We start from the raw sequence: 19,601 nt of genomic DNA on the forward strand, positions 1-19,601 counted from the left end.
CGGCGAGCGCCCCTGGACGTCAATGGACCTGTGCCGAAGGCGAGTTGGCCGGGAGGTCCGGGTAGTCCGGGAGTGCGAGTGCGGTGCCGTCCTTCGCCGCCTTGAGCATCCAGGTGAGGATGCGCCGTCTGCCGAGCAGGGTGTTGCGCAGGCGCAGGCCCGGTTTCGACGAGGGGGCGAGGAAGCGGCCCGTGCGGTCTCCGCCCTTCTGGCGGTCCTGGGCGTAGGCGCGCAGCAGGGACTCGTAGCGGGTGAAGGCGGCCCGGTGGTCCGCGGGCGAGCGGGAGAGTTCACCGGCCAGGACGTACGCGCCCAGGATCGCCGTGCCGGTGCCCATCCCGCCGATGGTCGCGCCGCAGGCGGCGTCACCGAGGAGGGCGATCCGGCCGGTGGACCAGACGGGGGAGTCGGCGCGGCTGATCGAGTCGAAGTAGAGGTCGTCGGCGGTGCCGAGGGAGTCGAGGAGGCGGTCCACCTTCCAGGGCAGGCCCGCGAACGCCTCGCGCAGGAGGTGTTTGTGGGCCTCGGGGTCATGGCGGTCGTACGCGAGCTCCGGGGAGGCGAAGACGAGGAAGGCGCGGGCCCGGGCCGGGTCGGTGTGGTCCGCGGCGACACTGGCGAGACGCCCGGGGGTGTTGTGGCCGATGGAGCCGGTGCCCGGGCGCAGGTCCACGCCCAGGTCCGGGTGGTTGGGCAGGCTCCAGGTGGCGGCGTAGTGGCCGAGGTGGGTGACGTGGTCGGCATCCGGGCCGAAGGCGAGGCGGCGGACGTTCGAGTGGAGGCCGTCGGCGCCGATGACGAGGTCGAAGGTGCGGTGCGGGGCGTGGCGGAAGGTGACGTCGACGCCGGTGGCCGTCTCGGTGAGGGAGGTGAGGGAGTCCCCGAAGAGGTACTCGGCGCCGGTGGCGAGCGAGGCCTCGTAGAGGATCCGGGAGAGGTCGCCGCGCAGGACCTCGATGTCTCCGCCCGCGAACTCGGCCGGCAGGTGCAGGAGTTCGCGGCCATCGGCGTCGACGAAGGTCATCGGACTGCCGCCGGTCCGGACGCGGTGGAGCTCGTCGAGGATCCCCATCCGCCGAAGGACGTGGAGCTGGGTCCCGCCGCGGAAGTCCACGGCCTGGCCGCCGGGGCGCAGGGCGGGGGCGACCTCGACGACGGTGGGGCGCAGGCCGTGGCGGCCGAGCCGGTGGGCGAGGGCGGGGCCTGCGACGCCGGCGCCCGAGATGAGGACGGTACGGGCCGCGGGGCGCGGGCCCCCGGTCTGGTCGAACGGTGCGGTCATGGAGGACTCCCGGCCTGAGATTTAATTGTGTCCGACGGACACTGATTCGATTCCGTGTACGGTAGACGCAGTTTCCGTGCGAGCGCAAGGCGAAGGCGATGACGAGCGATCAGTGGGGCCCGGCCGTGCGGTTGTTGTGGGGGCCGCCGGCTGCCGGGCCCGCGCGCGGACCGAAGCGGGGGCTCACGCTGGAGGGGATCGCCCGGGCGGGCATCGAGATCGCCGACGCGGAGGGCCTGGGCGGCGCGTCGATGCAGCGGGTGGCCGCGGAGCTGGCCGTCACCAAGATGGCCCTGTACCGGTACGTGCCGGGGAAGGCCGAACTGGTGGCGCTGATGGTGGAGGGCGCCATGCCCGCGGTGGCGCAGTCGCCGGGTGGCTCCTGGCGGGAGCGGCTTGAGGAATGGGCGCGGGGGCTGCTGGAGGGCCTTCGGCTCCACTCGTGGCTGGTGGAGGCGACCGTCGGCGTACGGGTCATGGGCCCGCGGGAGCTGGAGTGGATGGAGCAGGCGCTCGCCGCGCTCGACGGTTGCGGGCTGACCGGGGCCGAGGCGATGGACGCGGTGGTGCTGCTCGCCGGGCACGTACGCGGCATCGCGGAGCAGGAGCGGGCCGCCGGCGCGGGGTCCGGGTCCGGGGCCGCGGGGGCGGGCCCGGATGCCCAACTCGCGGCGATGCTGGGCGAGGTGATGCGCACGCACGGGGAGCGGTTCCCCGCACTCGGCGCGGCGCTGGCCTCGGCGGCGGAACACGGCGGGCGGGACCAGGCCCTGGAGTTCGGGCTGGGGCGCATCCTGGACGGGCTCGAACTGCTGATGACCCGCCGCGCGGGCGCGCGCTGACGTCAACGCGTCGGCCGGCCGGGGGAGTCCGGCGGTCGGCCGACTGTTCACAACCGCTTCCGGCAGTGGCGTGACGCCGGCGTGACCCGTGTCGGGCAGCTTCGAGCAGTGCCGACGCCCTGCCCGACGCCGGCGCCCGTACCTTGCTCACCCTGCGAAAGGCCCCCCGCTGACCACCCCCGAGACACCGGTCCCGGCACCGGCTTCCGTCTCCGGGCCTGTTTCCGGCCGGTCCTGAGCCCGGTAGCGGCCGGGGGTGGTGCCGAACTCGCGGCTGAAGGCGTGCGAGAGGGCGTACGGGCTGCCGTAGCCGACCCGCCGCGCCACCGCGGCCAGCGGCTCCTCGGACTCGCGCAGTGCCGCCGCGGCCAGACTCAGCCGCCACCACGTCAGGTATGCCATCGGAGGCCGGCCCACCAGGGAGGCGAAACGCCGGGCCAGGGTGGGCCGGGACACCCCGACCTGCGCCGCCAGACGCTCGTTGGTCCACGGCGCGGCCGGGTCCGCGTGCAGGGCCCGCAGCGCGCCGGCCGCCACCGGATCGCCCAGCACCGCCGGCCACGTCCCGCTCCCGCCCTCGGCCACCCAGGAGCGGATCATGTAGACGAGCAGCAGGTCGAGCAGGCCGGGCACCGCGATGCCGGAACCAGGGCGCTGCTCGCCCAGCTCACGCCCCAGCAGGTCGATGGCGGACCGTAGTTCGGGCCGCGCCCCCACCCGGGAAGGCAGGTGCACGATCTGCGGCAGCTCCGCCATCAGCGGATGCGCCCGGCTGCGGTCGAGCCGGTACTTGCCGCACAGCATCTCCACCACACCACCAGGCCCGCCCCGGAGCCCGCCAGGCTCGCCGGGTTCACCCCCGGCTTCAGGCCCCCCGCGCCGGCCCGCTCCGACTTCCCGCCCCGGTACGCCTGTCGTGCGTACCGCGTCCCACTGTCGGAACGGCACCGCCCGCTCCAACTCCCGTGCACCGGCCGGACGGTCGGCGATCACATGGCCCGCCCCGTGCGGCAGCAGCACCGCGTCCCCCACGCCCAGTGACAGGGGCGCACCACCTCCGTCGGGCAGCAGCCAGCAGCTGCCCTCCAGCACGATGTGGAACCCGGCGCCGTCGTACGGGTCGAGGCGGGCGCACCAACTCCCTTTCACCCGCACCCGCTGCGAGGAGGGCCGCCCGATCCGTACGGTCGAGATCGCATCACTCACCACGTCCATCCCGTCACGCTACCGGGCCGACGCCCGGTATGAGACGCTCGCGTATTGCTGTGAGCCGGATGGGCATTGAGGAGCTCACCGGATTCTTTCTAGGGTCGTGGCATGACGAATGAGAACAAGCAGTCGATCCGGCTGGGCGATGTCGAGGTCATCCGGGTCCGCGAGTGGCAGGGCTTCTTCACCTCCCCCCGCGACCTGGTGCCGGACTCCGCCGCGGTGTGGGAGGACAACAGGAACTGGTTGGCTCCGGACCACTGGCAGCCGGAGCAGGACCAGGCTGTGATGGCCCTGCAGTCCTGGGTCCTGCGCAGTGCCGGCCAGACCGTCCTGATCGACACCGGGGTCGGCAACGGCCGCGAACGCCCCCACACCCCCCATTTCCACCACTGGCAGACCGACTTCCTGGGCGCCCTGGCCGGCGCCGGCGTCCACCCGGAGGACGTCGACGTCGTGGTCAACACCCACCTCCACGCCGACCACGTCGGCTGGAACACCCACGACGTGGGCGGAGAGTGGGTCCCGACGTTCCCCCGCGCCCGCTACCTCATCCCTGCGGCGGACGACTTCCACTTCGGGCCGGACAACTCCTCGGGGCAGGGCCGAGACCCGGACGACGCCCTGGTCTACGAGGACAGCATCGCGCCCATCCACCGGGCGGGACAGGCCGTGCTGTGGGACGGCGCCCACCGCATCGACGAACACCTCACCCTGGAGGCGGCTCCCGGCCACACCCCCGGCTCCTGCGTCCTGCGTCTGGCCTCCCAAGGTGAGCGGGCCGTGTTCGTCGGCGATCTCATGCACAGCCCGGTGCAGATCGTCCAGCCCTCCTGCAACAGCTGTTTCTGTCTGGACCCGGTACAGGCGGCGGCCAGCCGCCGCCGCGTCCTCCAACGGGCCGCGGACGAGCGGGAACTGGTCGTCCCCGCCCACTTCGCCGGCCCGGGCGCCCTGAACATCCGCGCTACCGCCGACACCTTCGCCCCCGCCCGCTGGGCCTCCTGGCCCCCTTCCGACGACACGGCCGCCCCGCAGCACCCCTGACCTGCGCCCCCAGCGCGGCCCCATGACACGCCCTAGCATGCGGGGCATGAGTGATCTTGACGAGCGGTTGCACGGGTTCCGGCTCGATGTGGGGCAGGGGGAGCTGGACGACCTGCGGGAGCGGCTGGGCCGGGTGCGGTGGCCCGACGAACTGCCCGGGGTCGGCTGGGCGTACGGGATGCCGCTCGCCCGGATGCGGGAGCTCGTCGGCTACTGGCGCGACGAGTACGACTGGCGGGCGGCCGAGGCCCGCCTGAACGAGTGGCCGCAGTTCACCACGGTCATCGACGGCGCACGGGTGCACTTCGCACACGTCCGCTCGCCCGAGCCGGACGCGACCCCGCTGCTGATGACCCATGGCTGGCCGGGCTCGCCGGTGGAGTTCCAGCGCGTCGCGGGCCCGCTCACGGACCCCCGGGCGTACGGCGGCGACCCGGCGGACGCCTTCCACCTGGTGCTGCCGAGCATCCCCGGCTTCGGCCTCTCGGGGCCCACGACCGAGACGGGCTGGGAGTTCAAGCGGGTGGCCCGGGCCTTCGGCGTGCTGATGGACCGCCTCGGCCACCGGTCGTACGGGGTGCAGGGCGGCGACTGGGGGGCCGCGATCTCGCGCGAACTCGGGCTGATCCGGCCGGACCACGTGATCGGAGTGCACCTGAACCTGCTGCCCGGGGGCGGGGCCACCGCCGAACCCCGGCCGGAGGAACTGGCCGCGCTGTCCCCCGCCGAACAGGAGCGGACGCTGGCCTCCTGGGAGCGGTACCGGGTCTGGGCGCGGGAGCGGCAGGGGTACGCCGACATCCAGGCGACCCGGCCGCAGACCCTCGCGTACGGGCTCAACGACTCGCCGGTCGGGCTGCTCGCCTGGATCGCGGAGAAGTTCACCGAGTGGAGCGACCCCGCGTGCCCGGTGGACCGGGACCAGATGCTGACCAATGTGATGCTGTACTGGCTCACCGGAACGGCCGGCAGCGCGGCCCGCATCTACTACGAGCGGGCCCACGCCGCGTACGCCGGCCGGCTGCCCGAGGTGTCGCGCACCCCGACCGCACTGGCCGACTTCCCCCGGGACAACTTCATCCCGCTGCGCCACATCGCCGCGCGCACCGACACCATCGTGCGCTGGACCTCGTACGACCGGGGCGGCCACTTCCCCGCCATGGAGGTGCCCGAGCTGCTGGTGGGGGACATCCGCGCCTTCTTCCGGCAACTGCGCTGACCGGCATGTGCATACGCGTGGGCTGCTTCCGGCGACCAGCCGTACTCGCTGCACTACGTCCCGACCCACACGATCGAGGAGTACGCCCGCCACAACGGGCAACGGACCCGCTGCGCGGGGCGATCGACGGGACGACCGGGGAATGCGGCGGGCATGACTCCGGAACGACCCGCGAACGACCGTGCCACGGCAGGTCCGGGCACGGTACGGTCCAAAGCCATGCGGATCACGAAGTACACCCATGCATGTGTCCGGATCGAGCAGGACGGCCGGGTTCTCGTCATCGATCCCGGCACGTGGAGCGAACCGGCCGCCCTGGCCGGCGCGGACGCCGTGCTGGTGACCCACGAGCACACCGACCACGTCGACGTGCTGCGCCTGGCGGGGCTCGGCGTACCGGTCCACGCCCCCGCCGAGGCGGACATCCCGCGGCTGGACGTCATCGGGGTGTCCTCCGGTGCGGAGTTCACCGCCGCGGGCTTCCGCATACGGGCGGTCGGCGGCCGCCATGCCTCCATCTACGGCGGCCAGCCCGACTGCGCGAACCTCGGTTACGTCGTCGAGGACGCGGTCTACCACCCGGGTGACTCGCTGCACGTGCCCGAGCAGGAGATCGAGACGCTGCTGGTGCCGGCGCAGGGATCGTGGCTGAAAATGGTGGAGGCCATCGATTTCGTCAAGGCCGTGAACCCGCGGCGGGCGTTCGCCATTCACGACGCGCAGATCAACGACCGCGGTCTCAGCAGCGTCAACGGCTGGCTCGGTGAGGAGACTTCGCACGGCTACCGCTATCTGAGGCCGGGCGAATCGCTCTGAGGCGCCGGACCCCTTCCTGGCCCCGCCACCTGCGCAGGAGCAGGATAGTCTCCGTCGAATGGTTCGACAGGGATCCCTCTCCACACTGCGGCACAAGCCGTTCAGATTATTCCTCCTGGCACGTCTGATCTCGATGAGCGGCACGGCGATGGCCCCCGTGGCCCTGGCCTTCGCCGTGTTCGGATTCGACAGCAGCCCGGCGTCCCTGGCGGTCGTCCTCGCCGCCAACACCGCCCCGCAGCTCGTCCTCCTCCTCGTCGGAGGAGTGGTCGCGGACCGGTTCTCCCGCCGAGGGGTCATTGTCATCGGCAATGTGCTGCCCGCCGTCACCCAGGGCTGCGTCGCCCTGCTCGTGGCGACGGGTACGGCCACCACCGGGCGGATCGCCCTGTTCGCGGCGCTGGCGGGCTGTGCGTCGGCACTGGCCCAGCCCGCCATGAACAGCCTGCTGCCGCAGCTCGTCGAGCCCGGCGAGCTGCAGCAGGCGAACGCGCTGATGCGGTTGCCCATCAACGTCATCCGCATCCTGGCGCCGGCGGTCGGCGGCGCCCTCGTCGCCTTCATCGGCCCGGAACTGACCCTGGGCTGGGACGCCGCCAGTTTCGCTGTCGCGGCCTTCCTCTGCAGCCGTCTCGACGTGTCCGGACCCGTCAAGACCGCGGCTTCAGTGTTCCGCGACTTCAAGGATGGCTGGAAAGAGTTCTCCCGTCTCTCCTGGATCTGGTCCTACACCCTGTCCGGCACCGTGGTCGTCGCCCTCTGGCTCGGCGGCTATCAGCTCCTCGGCCCCGTGCTGGCCCAGAACAGTCATCTGGGTGCTCCTTCATGGGGAATCGTCCAGGGGGCGTTCGCGGCGGGCCTGCTCCTGGGCGGAATCGTTTCACTCAAATGGAAGCCCTCCAGGATCATGGTCGTGTGCGTATGCGCCAACCTGCCTCTCGCGCTGCCTTTCCTCGCCCTCGCCTGGGGCGCGCCGCTCGCCGTGCTGGCCGGGGCGGCCGTCATGGCGGGCATCGGCCTCGACATCGCGATCGTGTGCTGGAACACCGCCGTGCAGGAACAGCTCCCGTCCGAGGTGCTCGGGCGGGTCGGCTCCTTCAGCTCGGCCGGTGAACTCATGTCCGTGCCGCTGGGCTACCTCGTCGTGGGCGCCGCGGCGACTTCCCTCGGTACGGAGTCCGTCCTTGTCTGGAGTGCCGTACTGATGACCTCGGCGAGCCTTGTGCTGCTGCTCACCCCGAGCCTGTGGGCGGTACGCAGGCTGCCCGCGGACCCGGGTCCGGCCGCCGGGGCGGCGGGAGACCAGGGCCGGAGGGGCCGGGCCGGCCGGGTGCCCGATCAGGTGGCGCGCCCGTAGCGGACCGCTGTGCTCCAGATCCGCTCCAGGCGCACCCGGGTGCCGGGGCGTGGAGCATGCCAGATGCGGTCGTCGCCGGCGTAGATCCCCACGTGGGTCATGGTCGCGCCGCTGGGGAAGAAGACCAGGTCCCCGGCCGCGCGATCGGCCTCGGGGATGTGGCGGGTGTGCTCGTACTGCTGCTCGGCGGTGCGTGGAAGCCGTTTGCCGGCCTTCTTGAAGGCGTAGAGGGTGAGGCCCGAGCAGTCGAAGCGTTTGGGACCCGTGGCGCCGTAGGCATACGGCGAGCCCTGTTTGGAGGCGGCCACCGCAACGGCTCTGGCGCCATACGTGGCGGTGGCGTGAGCCGGGCCTGCGGGGCCGGTCGTTACGGCGGCCGTCAGGAGCAGCAGCGAGAGGATGGCGCGGGCTCTGGGGCAACAACACGTGGGGAGAAGGCCCTTGGGGGCCTTTCGGAAGTCGGTCCGGAAGCAGGACATCGTGACACCTCCGCAATCGGTTGGCAGGTAACAGTCAGATCAGTGGTCGGGGTCCTGTTCTCGGTCGGATACGTCATGGCTCTGACGGCGGACCAGTTTTCTCCGACGGGATCCGCCGAACAGCGCGGGACACAGTCTCATTTGTCTCGATTTTGCATTCGATTCGAGATCATAAGGCTGAATGATTGTCATTTGGGCGCGCCCGACACGCCGGTCCGCGGCGCCGACGCGGGCTCGCCCCGGATAATCGACGCGAGGCCGGATCCGCCGACTTCTATGATCATCGGATGGAGAATCCCCGCTACCCCGTGAAGCCCCGCCCCGGAGACCTGGTCGCCGTACTTTCGCCCTCGTCCGGCCTCCCCGGCCTGTTCCCGCTGCCCTACGAGTTGGGGCTGAGCAGACTCCAGGACGACTTCGGGCTGAAGACGGTGGAATACCCGACGACCCGGACGATGGGTGCGACGCCCGAGGCGCGGGCCGCCGACATCCACGCGGCCTTCGCCGACCCCGACATCAAAGCGGTGATCGCCAGTATCGGCGGCGACGACCAGATCACCGTCCTTCCCCACCTCGACCGCGACCTGCTGCGCGCCCACCCCAAGCCGTTCCTCGGCTACAGCGACAACACCAACCTGCTTTTGTTCCTGCGGGACTTGGGCATCGTCGGCTACCACGGCGGATCGGTCATGGTCGGGTTCGGACGGCCCGGCGCGATGCACCCGTCGACCGCCGCCTCCCTGCGGGCCGCGCTGTTCACCTCGGGCGAGTACGAGCTCACCGCGGCAAGCGCCTACGGGGACGTCAACAGCCCCTGGGAGGACCCGCAGACCTTCGCATCCGAGCCGTACATGGAACCTGCCGACGGCTGGTCCTGGCACAACGCCGAGCGGGTCGTCGAAGGCATCAGCTGGGGCGGCAACCTGGAGATCATCTCCTGGCTGCTGATGGCCGACCGCGTGGCGCGACCGGTCGAGGCCTACGCCGGCAACGTGCTCTTCCTGGAGACCTCCGAGGAGATGCCGGCCGCCGAAGAGGTCTACCGGATCCTGCGCGGCATGGGCGAACGCGGGCTGCTGCGGCAGTTCCCGGCGCTGCTCATGGGCAGGGCGAAGAGCTGGTCGTTCGAGAACCGGCTCGACGCCGAGGCCAAGGCGGACTTCCGCCGGCAACAGCGCGAGGCCGTCCTGCGGGCCCTGCGCCAGTACGCCCCCGACACCATGGTGGTGTTCGACGTCGACCTCGGCCACACCGACCCGCAGCTCGTGATCCCCGTCGGCGGCCGCATCCGGGTGGACGGCCCGGCACGCCGGATCGTCGTCACGTACTGAGCCCGGGCTCAGTGGCTGTCGGAGCGGTAGGCGCGCATCGCCAGCGGCATGAAGACCGCGGTGATGCCCGCCGCCCAGAGCAGCGACCAGAGGATCGGCCCGCCCGCCGGAGTACCGAGCAGCAGCCCCCGGAACGCGTCCGACAGATACGTCACGGGGTTGACCTCGACCCAGGCCTGGAGCCACCCGGGCATGGTGTCGACCTCGGCGAACGCGCTGCTCGTGAAGGTGAGCGGGAAGATGAAGGTGAAGGCGAAGACCTGCACCTTCTCCACGTCCGCGGCCCTCATCCCGATCAGTACCGCCGTCCACGAAACGGCCGCCGCGAACGTCAGCAGCAGCACGGTCGCGCCGAGGAAGCCCGCCGGACCGCCGGTGATCTCGAAGCCCAGGACCGTGCCGAGCGCGATCATCAGGAGCATGGCCCACAGCTGTTTGGCCAGGTCGGCCACGATCCGGCCGAACAGCGGAGCCGAACGGGCGATCGGCAGGCTGCGGAGCCGGTCGAACACGCCCTTGGTCAGGTCGGTGTTCAGCGACATGGCGGTATACATGCTCATGAACAGCGTGTTCTGAACGATGATCCCCGCGAGCGCGTACTGGAGGTACTGCTGAGGGGAGCCCGCCATCTGCCCGCCGAAGACGTAGGTGAACAGGAACACGAACATGATCGGCGTGATGCTGTAGTCGACGAGCTCCAGCGGATTGTGCTTCACCGAGACCAGACTGCGCCAGGCCATGGTGGCGGTCTGCCGCAGGGCCGCCGGCGGCTTGACCCGGCCGCCGCGGCCCAGGCTGTCCGTGAGGGTCGTGCCGGTCATGACGGACTCCCTGCTTCCGCGTACGGGCCGTCGGCGTCGTCACCGGAGCCGGTGTCGGTGCCGGCGCCGACATCGGCAACGGCCCCTGCCTCGACGTCGGCCTGCGGGGCGGCCCCCGGCTCGGCACGGTGGCCGGTCAGGGCGATGAACACCTCGTCGAGGGACGAGCGACGCAGAGTGAGCTCCCCGACGGCGATACCCGCGCGGTCGAGCCGGCGCACGACACGGGGCATGAGCGCCGGGTCGTTGACGGGGACGGTGATCCCGTCGCCCTCGGTCGTGGTGTGCGGCCCGGCCACCTCGGCGACCAGGGCGTGCGCCGCGTCGAGATCGGCCGCACGTACCGGGCGCAGGTGCAGCACCTGACCGCCGACCTGGGCCTTCAGCTCGTCGGGCGTCCCCCCGGCGATCACCCGCCCGTTGTCGATCACCACGATGCTGTCGGCGAGCCGGTCGGCCTCGTCCAGATACTGCGTGGTCAGCAGGGTGGTCATGCCCTCCGCCACCAGCACGCGCAGCATCTCCCACACCTCACCGCGACTGTGCGGATCGAGCCCGGTGGTCGGCTCGTCCAGGAAGAGGATCCGCGGGCGCCCGACCAGACTGGCCGCGAGGTCCAGGCGGCGCCTCATACCGCCCGAGTACGTTTTCGCGGCCCGTCCGGCCGCGTCACCCAGGTGGAAACGGTCGAGCAGCTCGGCGGAACGGGCCCGGGCCGCACCGCGCGCCATGCCGAGCAGGCGCCCGATCATCAGCAGGTTCTCCGTGCCGGTCATGTTCTCGTCCACGGCCGCGTACTGCCCGGTCAGACCGATGAGCGAACGGACCCGCCCGGCCTCCCGCACCACGTCGTACCCGCCCACCTCGGCACGCCCCTCGTCCGGGCGCAGCAGCGTGGCGAAGATGCGGACCGCGGTGGTCTTGCCCGCGCCGTTCGGGCCGAGCAGACCGAGCACCGTACCCGCCGGAACCTCCAGGTCCACCCCGTCCAGCGCGCGGGTCTCCTTGAACCGCTTGGCCAGGCCCTCCGCCCGGATCGCGTGTCTCACGGGATCACCTCGCTCGCGCGGGAATCGGCATCCCTTCCACTCTGACGCACACCACCGACAGCCGCCCCGGTGGGCGGATGCCGGCCGGCCGGCGCAGGGTGCTTCTACGAGGTTCCGCAGGCGGCCGCAACGGCGGCCCGGGGAGCGATCCGTATCCGGTCCCGCGCGTACACCACCGTCTCGCCCGGCAGGATCAGCAGCCCGGGCTCCCCGTCCTGACCCGCCCCGCCGATCGGCTGCACCTGCACGGCCGGGCCGAGTCCGCCGGCCATGAACACCGTCGGATCGACCTCCCAGCCGTGCACGGCGAGCCACAGCTCCAGCGCCGCCGTGTCCCGTGCCTGCGCGTCGCGCGGCCACTCGAACGTCGTGCTCCCCATCCCTGCCCCCTGTAGGTGGTCGGATCACCGCCGATGATCCTGCCACCCCCCTGTGACAGTCGCAGCCCGATATCGACGCGCGCCCGCACCCCCGCCGTGCGGGGAGTGCGGGCGCGCGTCAGGCCGGTGACCCGTCCGGGTCAGCCGTTGCGGTGGTGCCGGCGGCCGTTCCAGGAGTCGGTGTCGAGGACGTTGCCGCGGTTGTCGCGCAGGGTGGCGGTGTCGCGCTCGTCCCAGATCTGGTGGCGGCGGTCCTGGTAGACGTCGCGGCGGGTGTCGCGGCCCTGGCCGGTGTGGACCTTCACGCTGGACTGGCCGTCCAGGCGGAAGTCCTCGAAGCGGTAGCGGTTGCCCTGCCGGTCGGTGAGGGTGAAGCCGCGCAGGTTGACGCTCTTGCGCCCGGTGTTCTTGACCTCGACCCACTCCCGGTTCAGCGCACGGTCGGAGCGGTCGCGGCCGGCGGTGCCGTACTGGACGTCGCTGATGACGATCGAGGAGTGCGGAGCCCGGTGGTCGCGGTCGCGCCGGTGGTCGTCGGCGCTGGCCGGGAGGGCGGCGGCGCCGACGAGGGCGCCCGCGGCCAGCAACGCGGCGACGAACCGGCGGGTGGCGAGAGAAGCAGACATGAAGATGACCCCTTCAACAGACAGCAGCCCGGTCCGCCTTGTGCGGGGCGGGTGGGCCTGGAACCGTTCCCGGCGTCCTGCCGAGGAGCCACACTCTGGCCCCCAACCACCACCAAAAGCCACTAATTCGGGGCGTGTTGCAAAATGCGGATGTATCGGTGACTCTCGCGTGTATCGGACACATGTCAAGGCCACGCTGACGTGAGCGGGGGGAGCGCGCCGAACAAGCCTTGGCGGGCCCGGAGACGGCGGCCTTCCCGTACGGACGTGCTGCCCGCGCGACCCGCTCCCGCTCTGCGCCGAACGGGTTCAGGGTCCTGTAACGGCCGCTCCAACCGTTTCTTCGGACACACGCACGTGAACGGTTCTGGCGTTCTGTCGCGCGGAGTCCCCAGGGCCCGCCGAGCTGCTCGCCGCCGGCATCAGGACGCGGAGCGGCCGATCGAATCCAGGAGCCGGAGCTCGTCCGGTGTCAGCCGGAGTGCGCCCGCCGCCACGTTGTCGGCGAGGTGATCCGGATTGCCCGTCCCGGGGATGGCCAGTACGTGGGAGCCCTGCCGCAGGATCCAGGCGAGCCGCACCTGCGCCGCTGACGCTCCGTGCGCCCGGGCGACGGCGCGGACCTCGTCGTGCTCGGCCCGGACGGCGCCGGCCTCGCGCCCCTCTCCCGCGATGGAGAAGAAGGGTACGAAGGCGATACCGCGCTCCGCGCAGGCGCGGAGCATCCCCGTGCTGTCGGGCGCGTCGATTCCGTAGCGGTTCTGAACGCACACCACCGGCGCGATCGCCTCGGCCTGGGCCAGGTGTTCCGGGCGGGCGTTGGAGATGCCGAGATGGCGGACCAGTCCGGCGTCGCGCAGCTCGGACAGGGCCCCGAAGTGCTCGCTGACGGACTCCTGGCCCATGATGCGGAGGTTCACCACGTCGAGGTGGTCCCGGCCCAGTTGGCGCAGGTTCTCCTCGACCTGGCCGCGCAGCTCGTCGGGCCGGGCCGGCTCGGCCCACCCGCCGGAGGCGTCCCGGGCGGGGCCGACCTTGGTGGAGATGACGAGGTCGTCCGCATACGGTGCCAGCGCCGAGTTGATCAGCTCATTGGCCGAACGCAGCCGCGAGAAGTAGAACGCGGCGGTGTCGATGTGGTCGACGCCGAGCTCGACCGCCCGGCGCAGTACGGCGATCGCCCGGCCGCGGTCGCCGGGAATGCCCTCATGGAAGGCCGCGCTGCCGGTCAGGCGCATGGCTCCGAAGCCGATCCGGTTGACCGTGAGATCACCGAGCGCCCATTTGCCCGAAGCTGCCGCGGAGACCGTGTGCGACGTCATCTGATTGATCAACTCCATCCGATCTGCCATCGCCCCCGACGGTTCGGGGCGAGGCGGGTTTTGGAGTATGCGCAGGTGAGAGCCGTAGCGGAAAGGCGCTCAGGGGTGGGGGAAGATCACATCGCGAGCCGGAACCCCGAGTGCGCGCGGGGCGTTGACCGTGCGGAAGCTTCCTCCCCCCGCCCGTGCTCACGAGCGCGCAGTCGGGCCCCTGTGCCCGATAATGGTGCCGACGGGGCATTCGCTCGGAGGAGGCCGGAATGGGACGGGACAGCAGGTACGAACTGGTATTCGCCGGCCCTGACCATGCGGTACCGGGTGGCGAGGAATCGGTCCTCGTGCACCGCACCGACCGGACCGGCCCCGGCGGCCATCCGATCTACGCCGACGACACCGGAATCGTGCAGGCGGAGATCAGCGACCAGGGCGACGTACGCATGATCGCGAGCGGCGGCCACCAGGAACCCGCCTCGCGCGTGAGCGTCCGGGCCGTGCCCAGCGTGTGACACGGAGCGGTCCGGCGGCGCGGATGCCTCCGGGTGGTTCGCCACGTCATCCGGGAACGCGGATCCCCGGCGGGCACGGAACCTCGCACCAGACGCGCTTGCCGTCCACCGCCGGTTCGGAGCCCCAGTCCCGGGCCAGACGTTCCACGATCAGCAGTCCGTGACCGACCGGCCTTCCCCGGTCGCCCGGCCCATGGGGCGGCAAGCGCACCGGCGGGGCCGGATTGCTGTCCGTGACCTCGATCCGCAGCCGCTCGGCCGAGAAGTCGAGGACGAGTGCGCGGGGTCCTCCGCCGTGCAGGCAGGCGTTGGCCACCACCTCCGACACCAGCAGGAGCACGTCCTCGGCGGCCTCGCGGTCGATCTCTCCCGCCCCCGGGAGCCAGCGCCAGGCGGTCAGTGCCTGGCGGGCGAAGTCACGGCTGCGCGTGACGACATCGGTGGTTCCGGACAGCATCAGGCTCCAGATCCGGTCGGACGGCCCGCGCTGCTCCATGAGGCTCAGGCTCCTCCGGCGTGTGGCGTCCTCAGGGCCTCCGTCACATCGGAGTGGACGGGGAACACACCGTCCGCACCGGTGATCCGGAACATCCGGGCGACAGGCCCGTGCAGACCGGCCAGTTCGAGGCCCGCTCCCGCCTCCTGCGCCGCGAGGCGCGTGTTCAGCAGCACGTTCAGTCCGGTGGAATCGCAGAATCCGAGGCCGGCCATATCGACCAGCAGCCGACGGCCCGGGCCGAGTGCCTCATCGAGTGCGTCCCGCAGCGGCTGCGCCGTGTCGTGGTCCAGTTCCCCCGTGAGCGTGAGGACGACGGCTCCGTCCACGGCCTCCACCGCGACGGTGAAGCGTTCACTCTCCGCTTCCGGCACCATCCCGCATCACCCTTCCTCGTGCACTGCACCTGCCCGGGTTCCAGCGTGATATGCCTGTCCGTCCCGTGCGGAAGGGGCCCGCCTCATTCCGCCCCGGCCTGCGGTTCCTCGGCGAGCAGTCCCTCCCGCAGGCGGCCCAGGATGCGGCCCAGCAGCCGGGAGACGTGCATCTGCGACATGCCCAGGCGCTCGCCGATCTCGGCCTGGGTCAGCTCCTCACCGAAACGCAGGGCAAGGATCGTCCGGTCCCGTTCGGACAGCTCTCCCACCAGCGGCTTGAGCGATTCCAGATCCTCGACCGTCTCGAAGCGGCTCTCCTCGACGCCGAGGCTCCGGGACGACACGCCGGGCGCCTCGGCGTCTTCCGCCGTCACGGGGACGTCGAGGGAGAGGCTGGTGAAACCGTTGGACGCGAGCCGGCCCTCGCAGACCTCGTCCACGGTGATGTCCAGCCGCTCGGCGAGCTCCCGCACACCCGGTGCGTGGCCCAGCTCCTGCTCCAGCGCGTCGTTCGCCTTGGCCAGGTCGATGCGCAACTCCTGCAGCCGGCGCGGTACGCGGACGGCCCAGGTCGTGTCACGGAAATACCGCTTGATCTCTCCCACGATGGTGGGCAGGGCGAACGACATGAACTCGAACCCGCGCTCCGGATCGAACCTGTTGATGGCCTTGATCAGGCCGATGGTGCCCACCTGCAGGACGTCCTCCCACGGCGCGCCGACATGACGGACGCGCGTGGCCGCATACTTGACCATGCTCAGATTCAGCTCGACCAGGGTGTTGCGCACGTACGAGTACTCCGCGGTCCCCTCGTCCAGTTCGTGCAGCCGCCGGAAGAGCGTGACCGACAGGTCGTGGGCGTCAGCGGTGCTCACGGACCGCGGATCGCGGATCGCGCGAGGGTCCTGCGAAGCGTCCCGCTGCGGCGCGGGGCAGGCCTGGATACGGAGAGTGGCAGGCATGAAGCCTCCTCGGGGAGTCCCCTCAGAGGTCCATACCCCCTCCCGCCGGGTTGAAGCTGTGCACGGCGTGGCCGAGCGTCACTCTTCGTGAGCGTGCGGGCGGTCCAGGGCGCGATACCGGTCGAACGCCTCCCGGGCGTCCGGTATGAACGCGGCGCGGTGGACGAGGTCCTCGAACTCGGGCTCGGTCAGCCAGTCGAACCAGGCGACTTCCGTGGGGTCGGGCCGAACCGGTGCGGTGACCACGGCTTCATGCAGGCCCAGCCAGTAGGGGCTGATCACTCCGTCGCACAGGAATTTCAGCACGAAGCGGGGAACGGCGTGGACCCCGAGCTCCTCCGCCAGCTCCCTGGCCGCGGCCTCCTCGTACGACTCGCCGACGCCGACGGCGCCACCGAGCATCCAGTTGAACTGCCCCGGGAAGCGGGACGCGTCGTCCGGGCGGCGGTGCACGAGGATCCGGCCGTCGCCGTCGCGGCACACGATCGTCGCGACGCGGTGCGGCCAGCGCTCGCGAATCGCCTCCGCACGGTCCACGACCGCCACGACGCGGTCCTGCTCATCGACCCGTTCGACCAGTTCGCCCATGGGACACATGATCGCAGGGGCTAATTCCTCCCTCGGGTACGGGTGTCCGCCCGGCCCCGGGAACGGGCCGCGGCCCGACAGCGGGTCAGCTGCCGGGCCGGACCACCACCGCCACCACCTCGACCGGCGCGCTGTAACGGAAGTGGAGGACGAACGGCACCATGTCGCCCGCCTGCCAGCGGATCGGCTTCGTCCGGGTCGTGACGCTCAGGCCGGAGGGGGACATGGCGACGGTGCCACCCGCGGTCACCCTCACCGGACCCGCCGGCCGTAACAGATCGGCCCCGAGCCCAGAGCTCTCCCGCCGGCTGAGCAGGGTCTCCTCGACGCCGGGTGACGTCACCTCGGTCAACTGGTCGTCCGCGCCACCGATGTTGGTGATGTCGAAGAAGGCGGCCGTGTCCCGGCCGCTGCCCTGGGGCAGGAGAACACGGCCGTTCCCGGCGGCGATCTGCGGCGGGCTGCCCGCGGCGCCGGACGAGGTCCAGGCCGTCAGGCCGGCCAGTGCGAGCGCACAGGTGGCCACCGGGACGATGGCGGCGCGCAGCCCCTCGTGCACGCTTCGACGGGTCGGGAGACCGCCGCCCGGGGGCTGCTCCGAAGGTGAACGCGTCATCGCCCCGTGCCTTTCGTCGTCCGGCTGCCCGTACCCGCCCGTCGTGCCTGCGCTGCCGGCTGCCAGGTACGCAACCGGAGACTGTTGGCCACCACCATCAGGGAACTCACCGACATCGCGGCCGCCGCGACCATCGGGTTGAGCAACCCCACCGCGGCGAGCGGCACGGTGACGACGTTGTAGCCGAAGGCCCAGACGAGGTTGGCCCGGATCGTCCCGAGGGTCCGCCTGGCCAGCTCGACGGCGTCGGCGACCGACTCGATGTCACCGCGGACCAGCGTGACATCGGCCGCGCCGATGGCCACGTCCGTTCCGCTCCCCATGGCGATGCCCAGGTCGGCCCCGGCCAGGGCGCCGGCGTCGTTCACCCCGTCGCCGATCACCGCGACCCGTCGCCCCTGACCGCGTAACTCCCGTACGAGCCGTGCCTTGTCCTCGGGCGAGCAGTGCGCGTGCACGTCCCCGATCCCGATCCCGAGCGCGGCGGCGACCCGGACCGCGGTGGCCTCGCGGTCGCCGGTGGCCAGGACCGGCTCCACCCCCAGGCGCCGCAGCCGGTCGACGGCCCGGTAGCTGCCGGGGCGCAGCACGTCCCCGAGAGCGATCAGAGCCTGGTCGGCGCCGTCCACCCGGACCAGGACCGGCGTGTGCGCGGCCGCCTCCGCCTCGGCCAGGGCCCGGTCCAGCGACGGATGCAGGTCCGCACCGGCGGCGCAGACCTCCACGCGGTGCCCCTCCACCACCCCGGTCACACCGATGCCCGCGGTGGCCCGGAACCCGGACACCTCGGCCGGCGGCCCGCCGTGCGGCTCCTGCCGGGCGTACGCGACCACGGCGCGGCCCAGCGGGTGCTCGGAACCCTGTTCCACCGCCGCCGCCAGCCACAGGGCCCGCTCCCCGCCCATCCCGTCGGGCACGGCCGTCACGCGCGTGACGGTCATCCGGCCGGTCGTCAGCGTGCCGGTCTTGTCCAGGACCACGGTGTCGACGTGCCGCAGGGTCTCCAGCGCCCGCGGGCCGCTGACCAGCAGACCCAGCTGCGCGCCCCGGCCCGTCGCCGCCAGCAGGGCGGTCGGGGTCGCCAGCCCCAGGGCGCAGGGACAGGCCACGACCAGGACGGCCACACAGGCCGTGACGGCTGCCTGCGGATCGGCCCCGGCACCGAGCCAGAAGCCGAGAACGGTGACGGCCAGGGCCAGCACGACCGGGACGAAGACCCCCGCCACCGTGTCGGCCAGGCGCTGGGCCCGGGCCTTTCCGGACTGCGCCTCGGTGACCATGCGGGTGATCCGGGCGAGTTGGGTGTCCGCGCCGACCGCGGTGGCCCGGACGACCAGCAGACCGCCCGCGTTGACCGCACCGCCCACCACCGCCTGGCCAGGTCCCACCTCGACGGGCTCGCTCTCGCCGGTGACCAGGGAGAGGTCGACGGCCGAACCGCCGGAGGCCACCACCCCGTCCGTCGCGACCCGCTCGCCCGGCCGGACGACGAACTCCTGCCCCACCCGCAACTGCCCGATCGGGACGAGCCGCTCGGCGCCGTCCTCCTGTACCGTCACGTCCTTGGCGGCCAGACCGGCGAGCGAGCGCAGTGCCTCACCCGTGCCACGGCGGGCCCGGGATTCGAGGAAACGCCCGGTCAGCACGAACAGCGGGACCCCGACTGCGGCCTCCAGGTAGATGTGGGCCACCTCGCCGCCCGCCGAGGGCAGCAGACTGAACGGCATCCGCATCCCCGGATCGCCCGCCCCGCCCAGGAACAGCGCGTACGCGGACCAGGAGAAGGAAGCGACCACGCCCAGCGACACCAGGGTGTCCATCGTCGCCGCCGCGTGCCGCAGCCCCCGTAACGCCCGGGTGTGGAACGGCAGCGAACCCCAGACGGCGACCGGCGCGGCCAGTACGAAGCACAGCCACTGCCAGTTGCGGAACTGAAGGGCGGGCGCCATCGACAGCGCCAGAACGGGAACGGACAGCAGGGCGGTGATCAGCAGCCGCCGCACCTCCTCGCGGCCCGGGGCACCCTCGGTCCCCGCCGGCGGCGTCCGGTCCTGCGCAGGCTCGGGTGGAGCCGGCACCTCGGCGCTGTAGCCCGCCCGCTCGACCGCCGAGACGAGGTCTTCCGGCGTCACGTGCGATGGGTGCATCACCCGGGCCCGCCCGGTGGCGAGGTTGACCGTGGCGCGTACGCCCTCGATCCTGGCCAGCCGCTTCTCGACACGGTTCACACAGGCCGCGCAGGTCATCCCGCCGACGACCAGATCGGTGGTGGCCAC

Annotated in this window: 21 protein-coding genes; 7 read left to right on the forward strand and 14 right to left on the reverse strand. The window is 71.8% G+C overall.

All coding sequences use genetic code 11. The annotated features are described in order from the left end of the window. Positions 1-19: 19 nt before the first annotated feature. Entirely contained in the window at positions 20-1,282 is a 1,263-nt protein-coding gene (locus ACFY0D_RS05815) for an FAD-dependent monooxygenase (RefSeq protein ID WP_390797152.1), read from the reverse strand. Positions 1,283-1,380: 98 nt separating this feature from the next. On the opposite strand from ACFY0D_RS05815, the gene ACFY0D_RS05820 reads away from it, so the two are divergent. Beyond that, complete coding sequence (locus tag ACFY0D_RS05820) at positions 1,381-2,124, forward strand: TetR/AcrR family transcriptional regulator (protein WP_390797153.1); 744 nt, start codon at positions 1,381-1,383, stop codon at positions 2,122-2,124. 147 nt (positions 2,125-2,271) lie between these two features. Here ACFY0D_RS05820 and ACFY0D_RS05825 read toward each other — a convergent pair whose 3' ends face one another. After that, complete coding sequence (locus ACFY0D_RS05825) at positions 2,272-3,339, reverse strand: AraC family transcriptional regulator (RefSeq protein ID WP_390797154.1); 1,068 nt, start codon at positions 3,337-3,339, stop codon at positions 2,272-2,274. A gap of 102 nt (positions 3,340-3,441) precedes the next feature. On the opposite strand from ACFY0D_RS05825, the gene ACFY0D_RS05830 reads away from it, so the two are divergent. The 4 genes from ACFY0D_RS05830 to ACFY0D_RS05845 all read left to right on the forward strand — a co-directional run bounded on the left by ACFY0D_RS05830 (position 3,442) and on the right by ACFY0D_RS05845 (position 7,772). Further along, on the forward strand, positions 3,442-4,380 hold the full coding sequence (locus tag ACFY0D_RS05830; RefSeq protein ID WP_390797155.1) for an MBL fold metallo-hydrolase: 939 nt from the start codon (positions 3,442-3,444) through the stop codon (positions 4,378-4,380). Positions 4,381-4,426: 46 nt separating this feature from the next. After that, positions 4,427-5,599: an epoxide hydrolase family protein gene (locus ACFY0D_RS05835; RefSeq protein ID WP_390797156.1), complete on the forward strand. Its 1,173-nt coding sequence runs from the start codon at positions 4,427-4,429 to the stop codon at positions 5,597-5,599. 219 nt (positions 5,600-5,818) lie between these two features. Continuing rightward, on the forward strand, positions 5,819-6,415 hold the full coding sequence (locus ACFY0D_RS05840; protein WP_390797157.1) for an MBL fold metallo-hydrolase: 597 nt from the start codon (positions 5,819-5,821) through the stop codon (positions 6,413-6,415). 58 nt (positions 6,416-6,473) lie between these two features. Further along, entirely contained in the window at positions 6,474-7,772 is a 1,299-nt protein-coding gene (locus ACFY0D_RS05845; protein WP_390797158.1) for an MFS transporter, read from the forward strand. Here the strand turns inward: ACFY0D_RS05845 and ACFY0D_RS05850 are convergent. After that, positions 7,754-8,251, reverse strand: a complete 498-nt coding sequence (locus ACFY0D_RS05850) for a C40 family peptidase (protein ID WP_390797159.1) — start codon at positions 8,249-8,251, stop codon at positions 7,754-7,756. The two genes, ACFY0D_RS05845 and ACFY0D_RS05850, sit on opposite strands and share 19 nt — an antisense overlap. Positions 8,252-8,538: 287 nt before the next feature. Here ACFY0D_RS05850 and ACFY0D_RS05855 point away from each other — a divergent pair, with 287 nt between their 5' ends. Continuing rightward, positions 8,539-9,582, forward strand: a complete 1,044-nt coding sequence (locus ACFY0D_RS05855; protein WP_390797160.1) for a S66 peptidase family protein — start codon at positions 8,539-8,541, stop codon at positions 9,580-9,582. Between the two features lie 8 nt (positions 9,583-9,590). Here the strand turns inward: ACFY0D_RS05855 and ACFY0D_RS05860 are convergent, their stop codons facing one another. From ACFY0D_RS05860 to ACFY0D_RS05880, 5 genes are all read right to left on the reverse strand, one after another. After that, a complete protein-coding gene (locus tag ACFY0D_RS05860; protein WP_390797161.1) occupies positions 9,591-10,403 on the reverse strand; it encodes an ABC transporter permease in 813 nt (270 codons plus the stop codon). Then, the gene (locus ACFY0D_RS05865; protein ID WP_390797162.1) at positions 10,400-11,452 is read right to left on the reverse strand and encodes an ATP-binding cassette domain-containing protein; all 1,053 of its coding nucleotides are present in this window, start codon (positions 11,450-11,452) and stop codon (positions 10,400-10,402) included. Before ACFY0D_RS05865 ends, ACFY0D_RS05860 begins: the two co-directional genes overlap by 4 nt. A 104-nt stretch (positions 11,453-11,556) precedes the next feature. After that, positions 11,557-11,832 carry a hypothetical protein gene (locus ACFY0D_RS05870; RefSeq protein WP_390797163.1) on the reverse strand — a complete coding sequence of 92 codons (276 nt, stop codon included), beginning with the start codon at positions 11,830-11,832 and terminating at the stop codon, positions 11,557-11,559. Positions 11,833-11,972: 140 nt separating this feature from the next. Continuing rightward, positions 11,973-12,458: a lamin tail domain-containing protein gene (locus ACFY0D_RS05875; protein WP_390797164.1), complete on the reverse strand. Its 486-nt coding sequence runs from the start codon at positions 12,456-12,458 to the stop codon at positions 11,973-11,975. Between the two features lie 422 nt (positions 12,459-12,880). Further along, positions 12,881-13,780, reverse strand: a complete 900-nt coding sequence (locus ACFY0D_RS05880) for an oxidoreductase (protein ID WP_390797165.1) — start codon at positions 13,778-13,780, stop codon at positions 12,881-12,883. A 260-nt stretch (positions 13,781-14,040) separates the two neighbouring features. Between ACFY0D_RS05880 and ACFY0D_RS05885 the strand changes: the two genes are divergently transcribed. Then, positions 14,041-14,286, forward strand: a complete 246-nt coding sequence (locus ACFY0D_RS05885) for a DUF6296 family protein (protein ID WP_390797166.1) — start codon at positions 14,041-14,043, stop codon at positions 14,284-14,286. 46 nt (positions 14,287-14,332) lie between these two features. On the opposite strand, the gene ACFY0D_RS05890 is transcribed toward ACFY0D_RS05885, so the two are convergent. The 6 genes from ACFY0D_RS05890 to ACFY0D_RS05915 form a co-directional block, all read right to left on the reverse strand. After that, entirely contained in the window at positions 14,333-14,782 is a 450-nt protein-coding gene (locus tag ACFY0D_RS05890) for an ATP-binding protein (RefSeq protein WP_390797167.1), read from the reverse strand. A gap of 5 nt (positions 14,783-14,787) precedes the next feature. Then, on the reverse strand, positions 14,788-15,159 hold the full coding sequence (locus ACFY0D_RS05895; RefSeq protein WP_390797168.1) for an STAS domain-containing protein: 372 nt from the start codon (positions 15,157-15,159) through the stop codon (positions 14,788-14,790). 83 nt (positions 15,160-15,242) lie between these two features. Continuing rightward, positions 15,243-16,121 (reverse strand): SigB/SigF/SigG family RNA polymerase sigma factor, encoded by an 879-nt coding sequence (locus ACFY0D_RS05900; RefSeq protein ID WP_390797169.1) that lies wholly within the window; start codon positions 16,119-16,121, stop codon positions 15,243-15,245. Positions 16,122-16,199: 78 nt separating this feature from the next. Next, complete coding sequence (locus tag ACFY0D_RS05905; protein WP_390797170.1) at positions 16,200-16,709, reverse strand: NUDIX hydrolase; 510 nt, start codon at positions 16,707-16,709, stop codon at positions 16,200-16,202. Between the two features lie 85 nt (positions 16,710-16,794). Continuing rightward, entirely contained in the window at positions 16,795-17,325 is a 531-nt protein-coding gene (locus ACFY0D_RS05910; RefSeq protein ID WP_390797171.1) for a copper chaperone PCu(A)C, read from the reverse strand. Then, positions 17,322-19,571, reverse strand: a complete 2,250-nt coding sequence (locus ACFY0D_RS05915) for a heavy metal translocating P-type ATPase (RefSeq protein WP_390797414.1) — start codon at positions 19,569-19,571, stop codon at positions 17,322-17,324. The genes ACFY0D_RS05910 and ACFY0D_RS05915 overlap by 4 nt, the downstream gene beginning before the upstream one ends. Positions 19,572-19,601 lie beyond the last annotated feature (30 nt).

The organism is Streptomyces sp. NPDC001502, from assembly GCF_042894785.1.
Taxonomy (GTDB): Bacteria; Actinomycetota; Actinomycetes; order Streptomycetales; family Streptomycetaceae; genus Streptomyces; species Streptomyces kutzneri.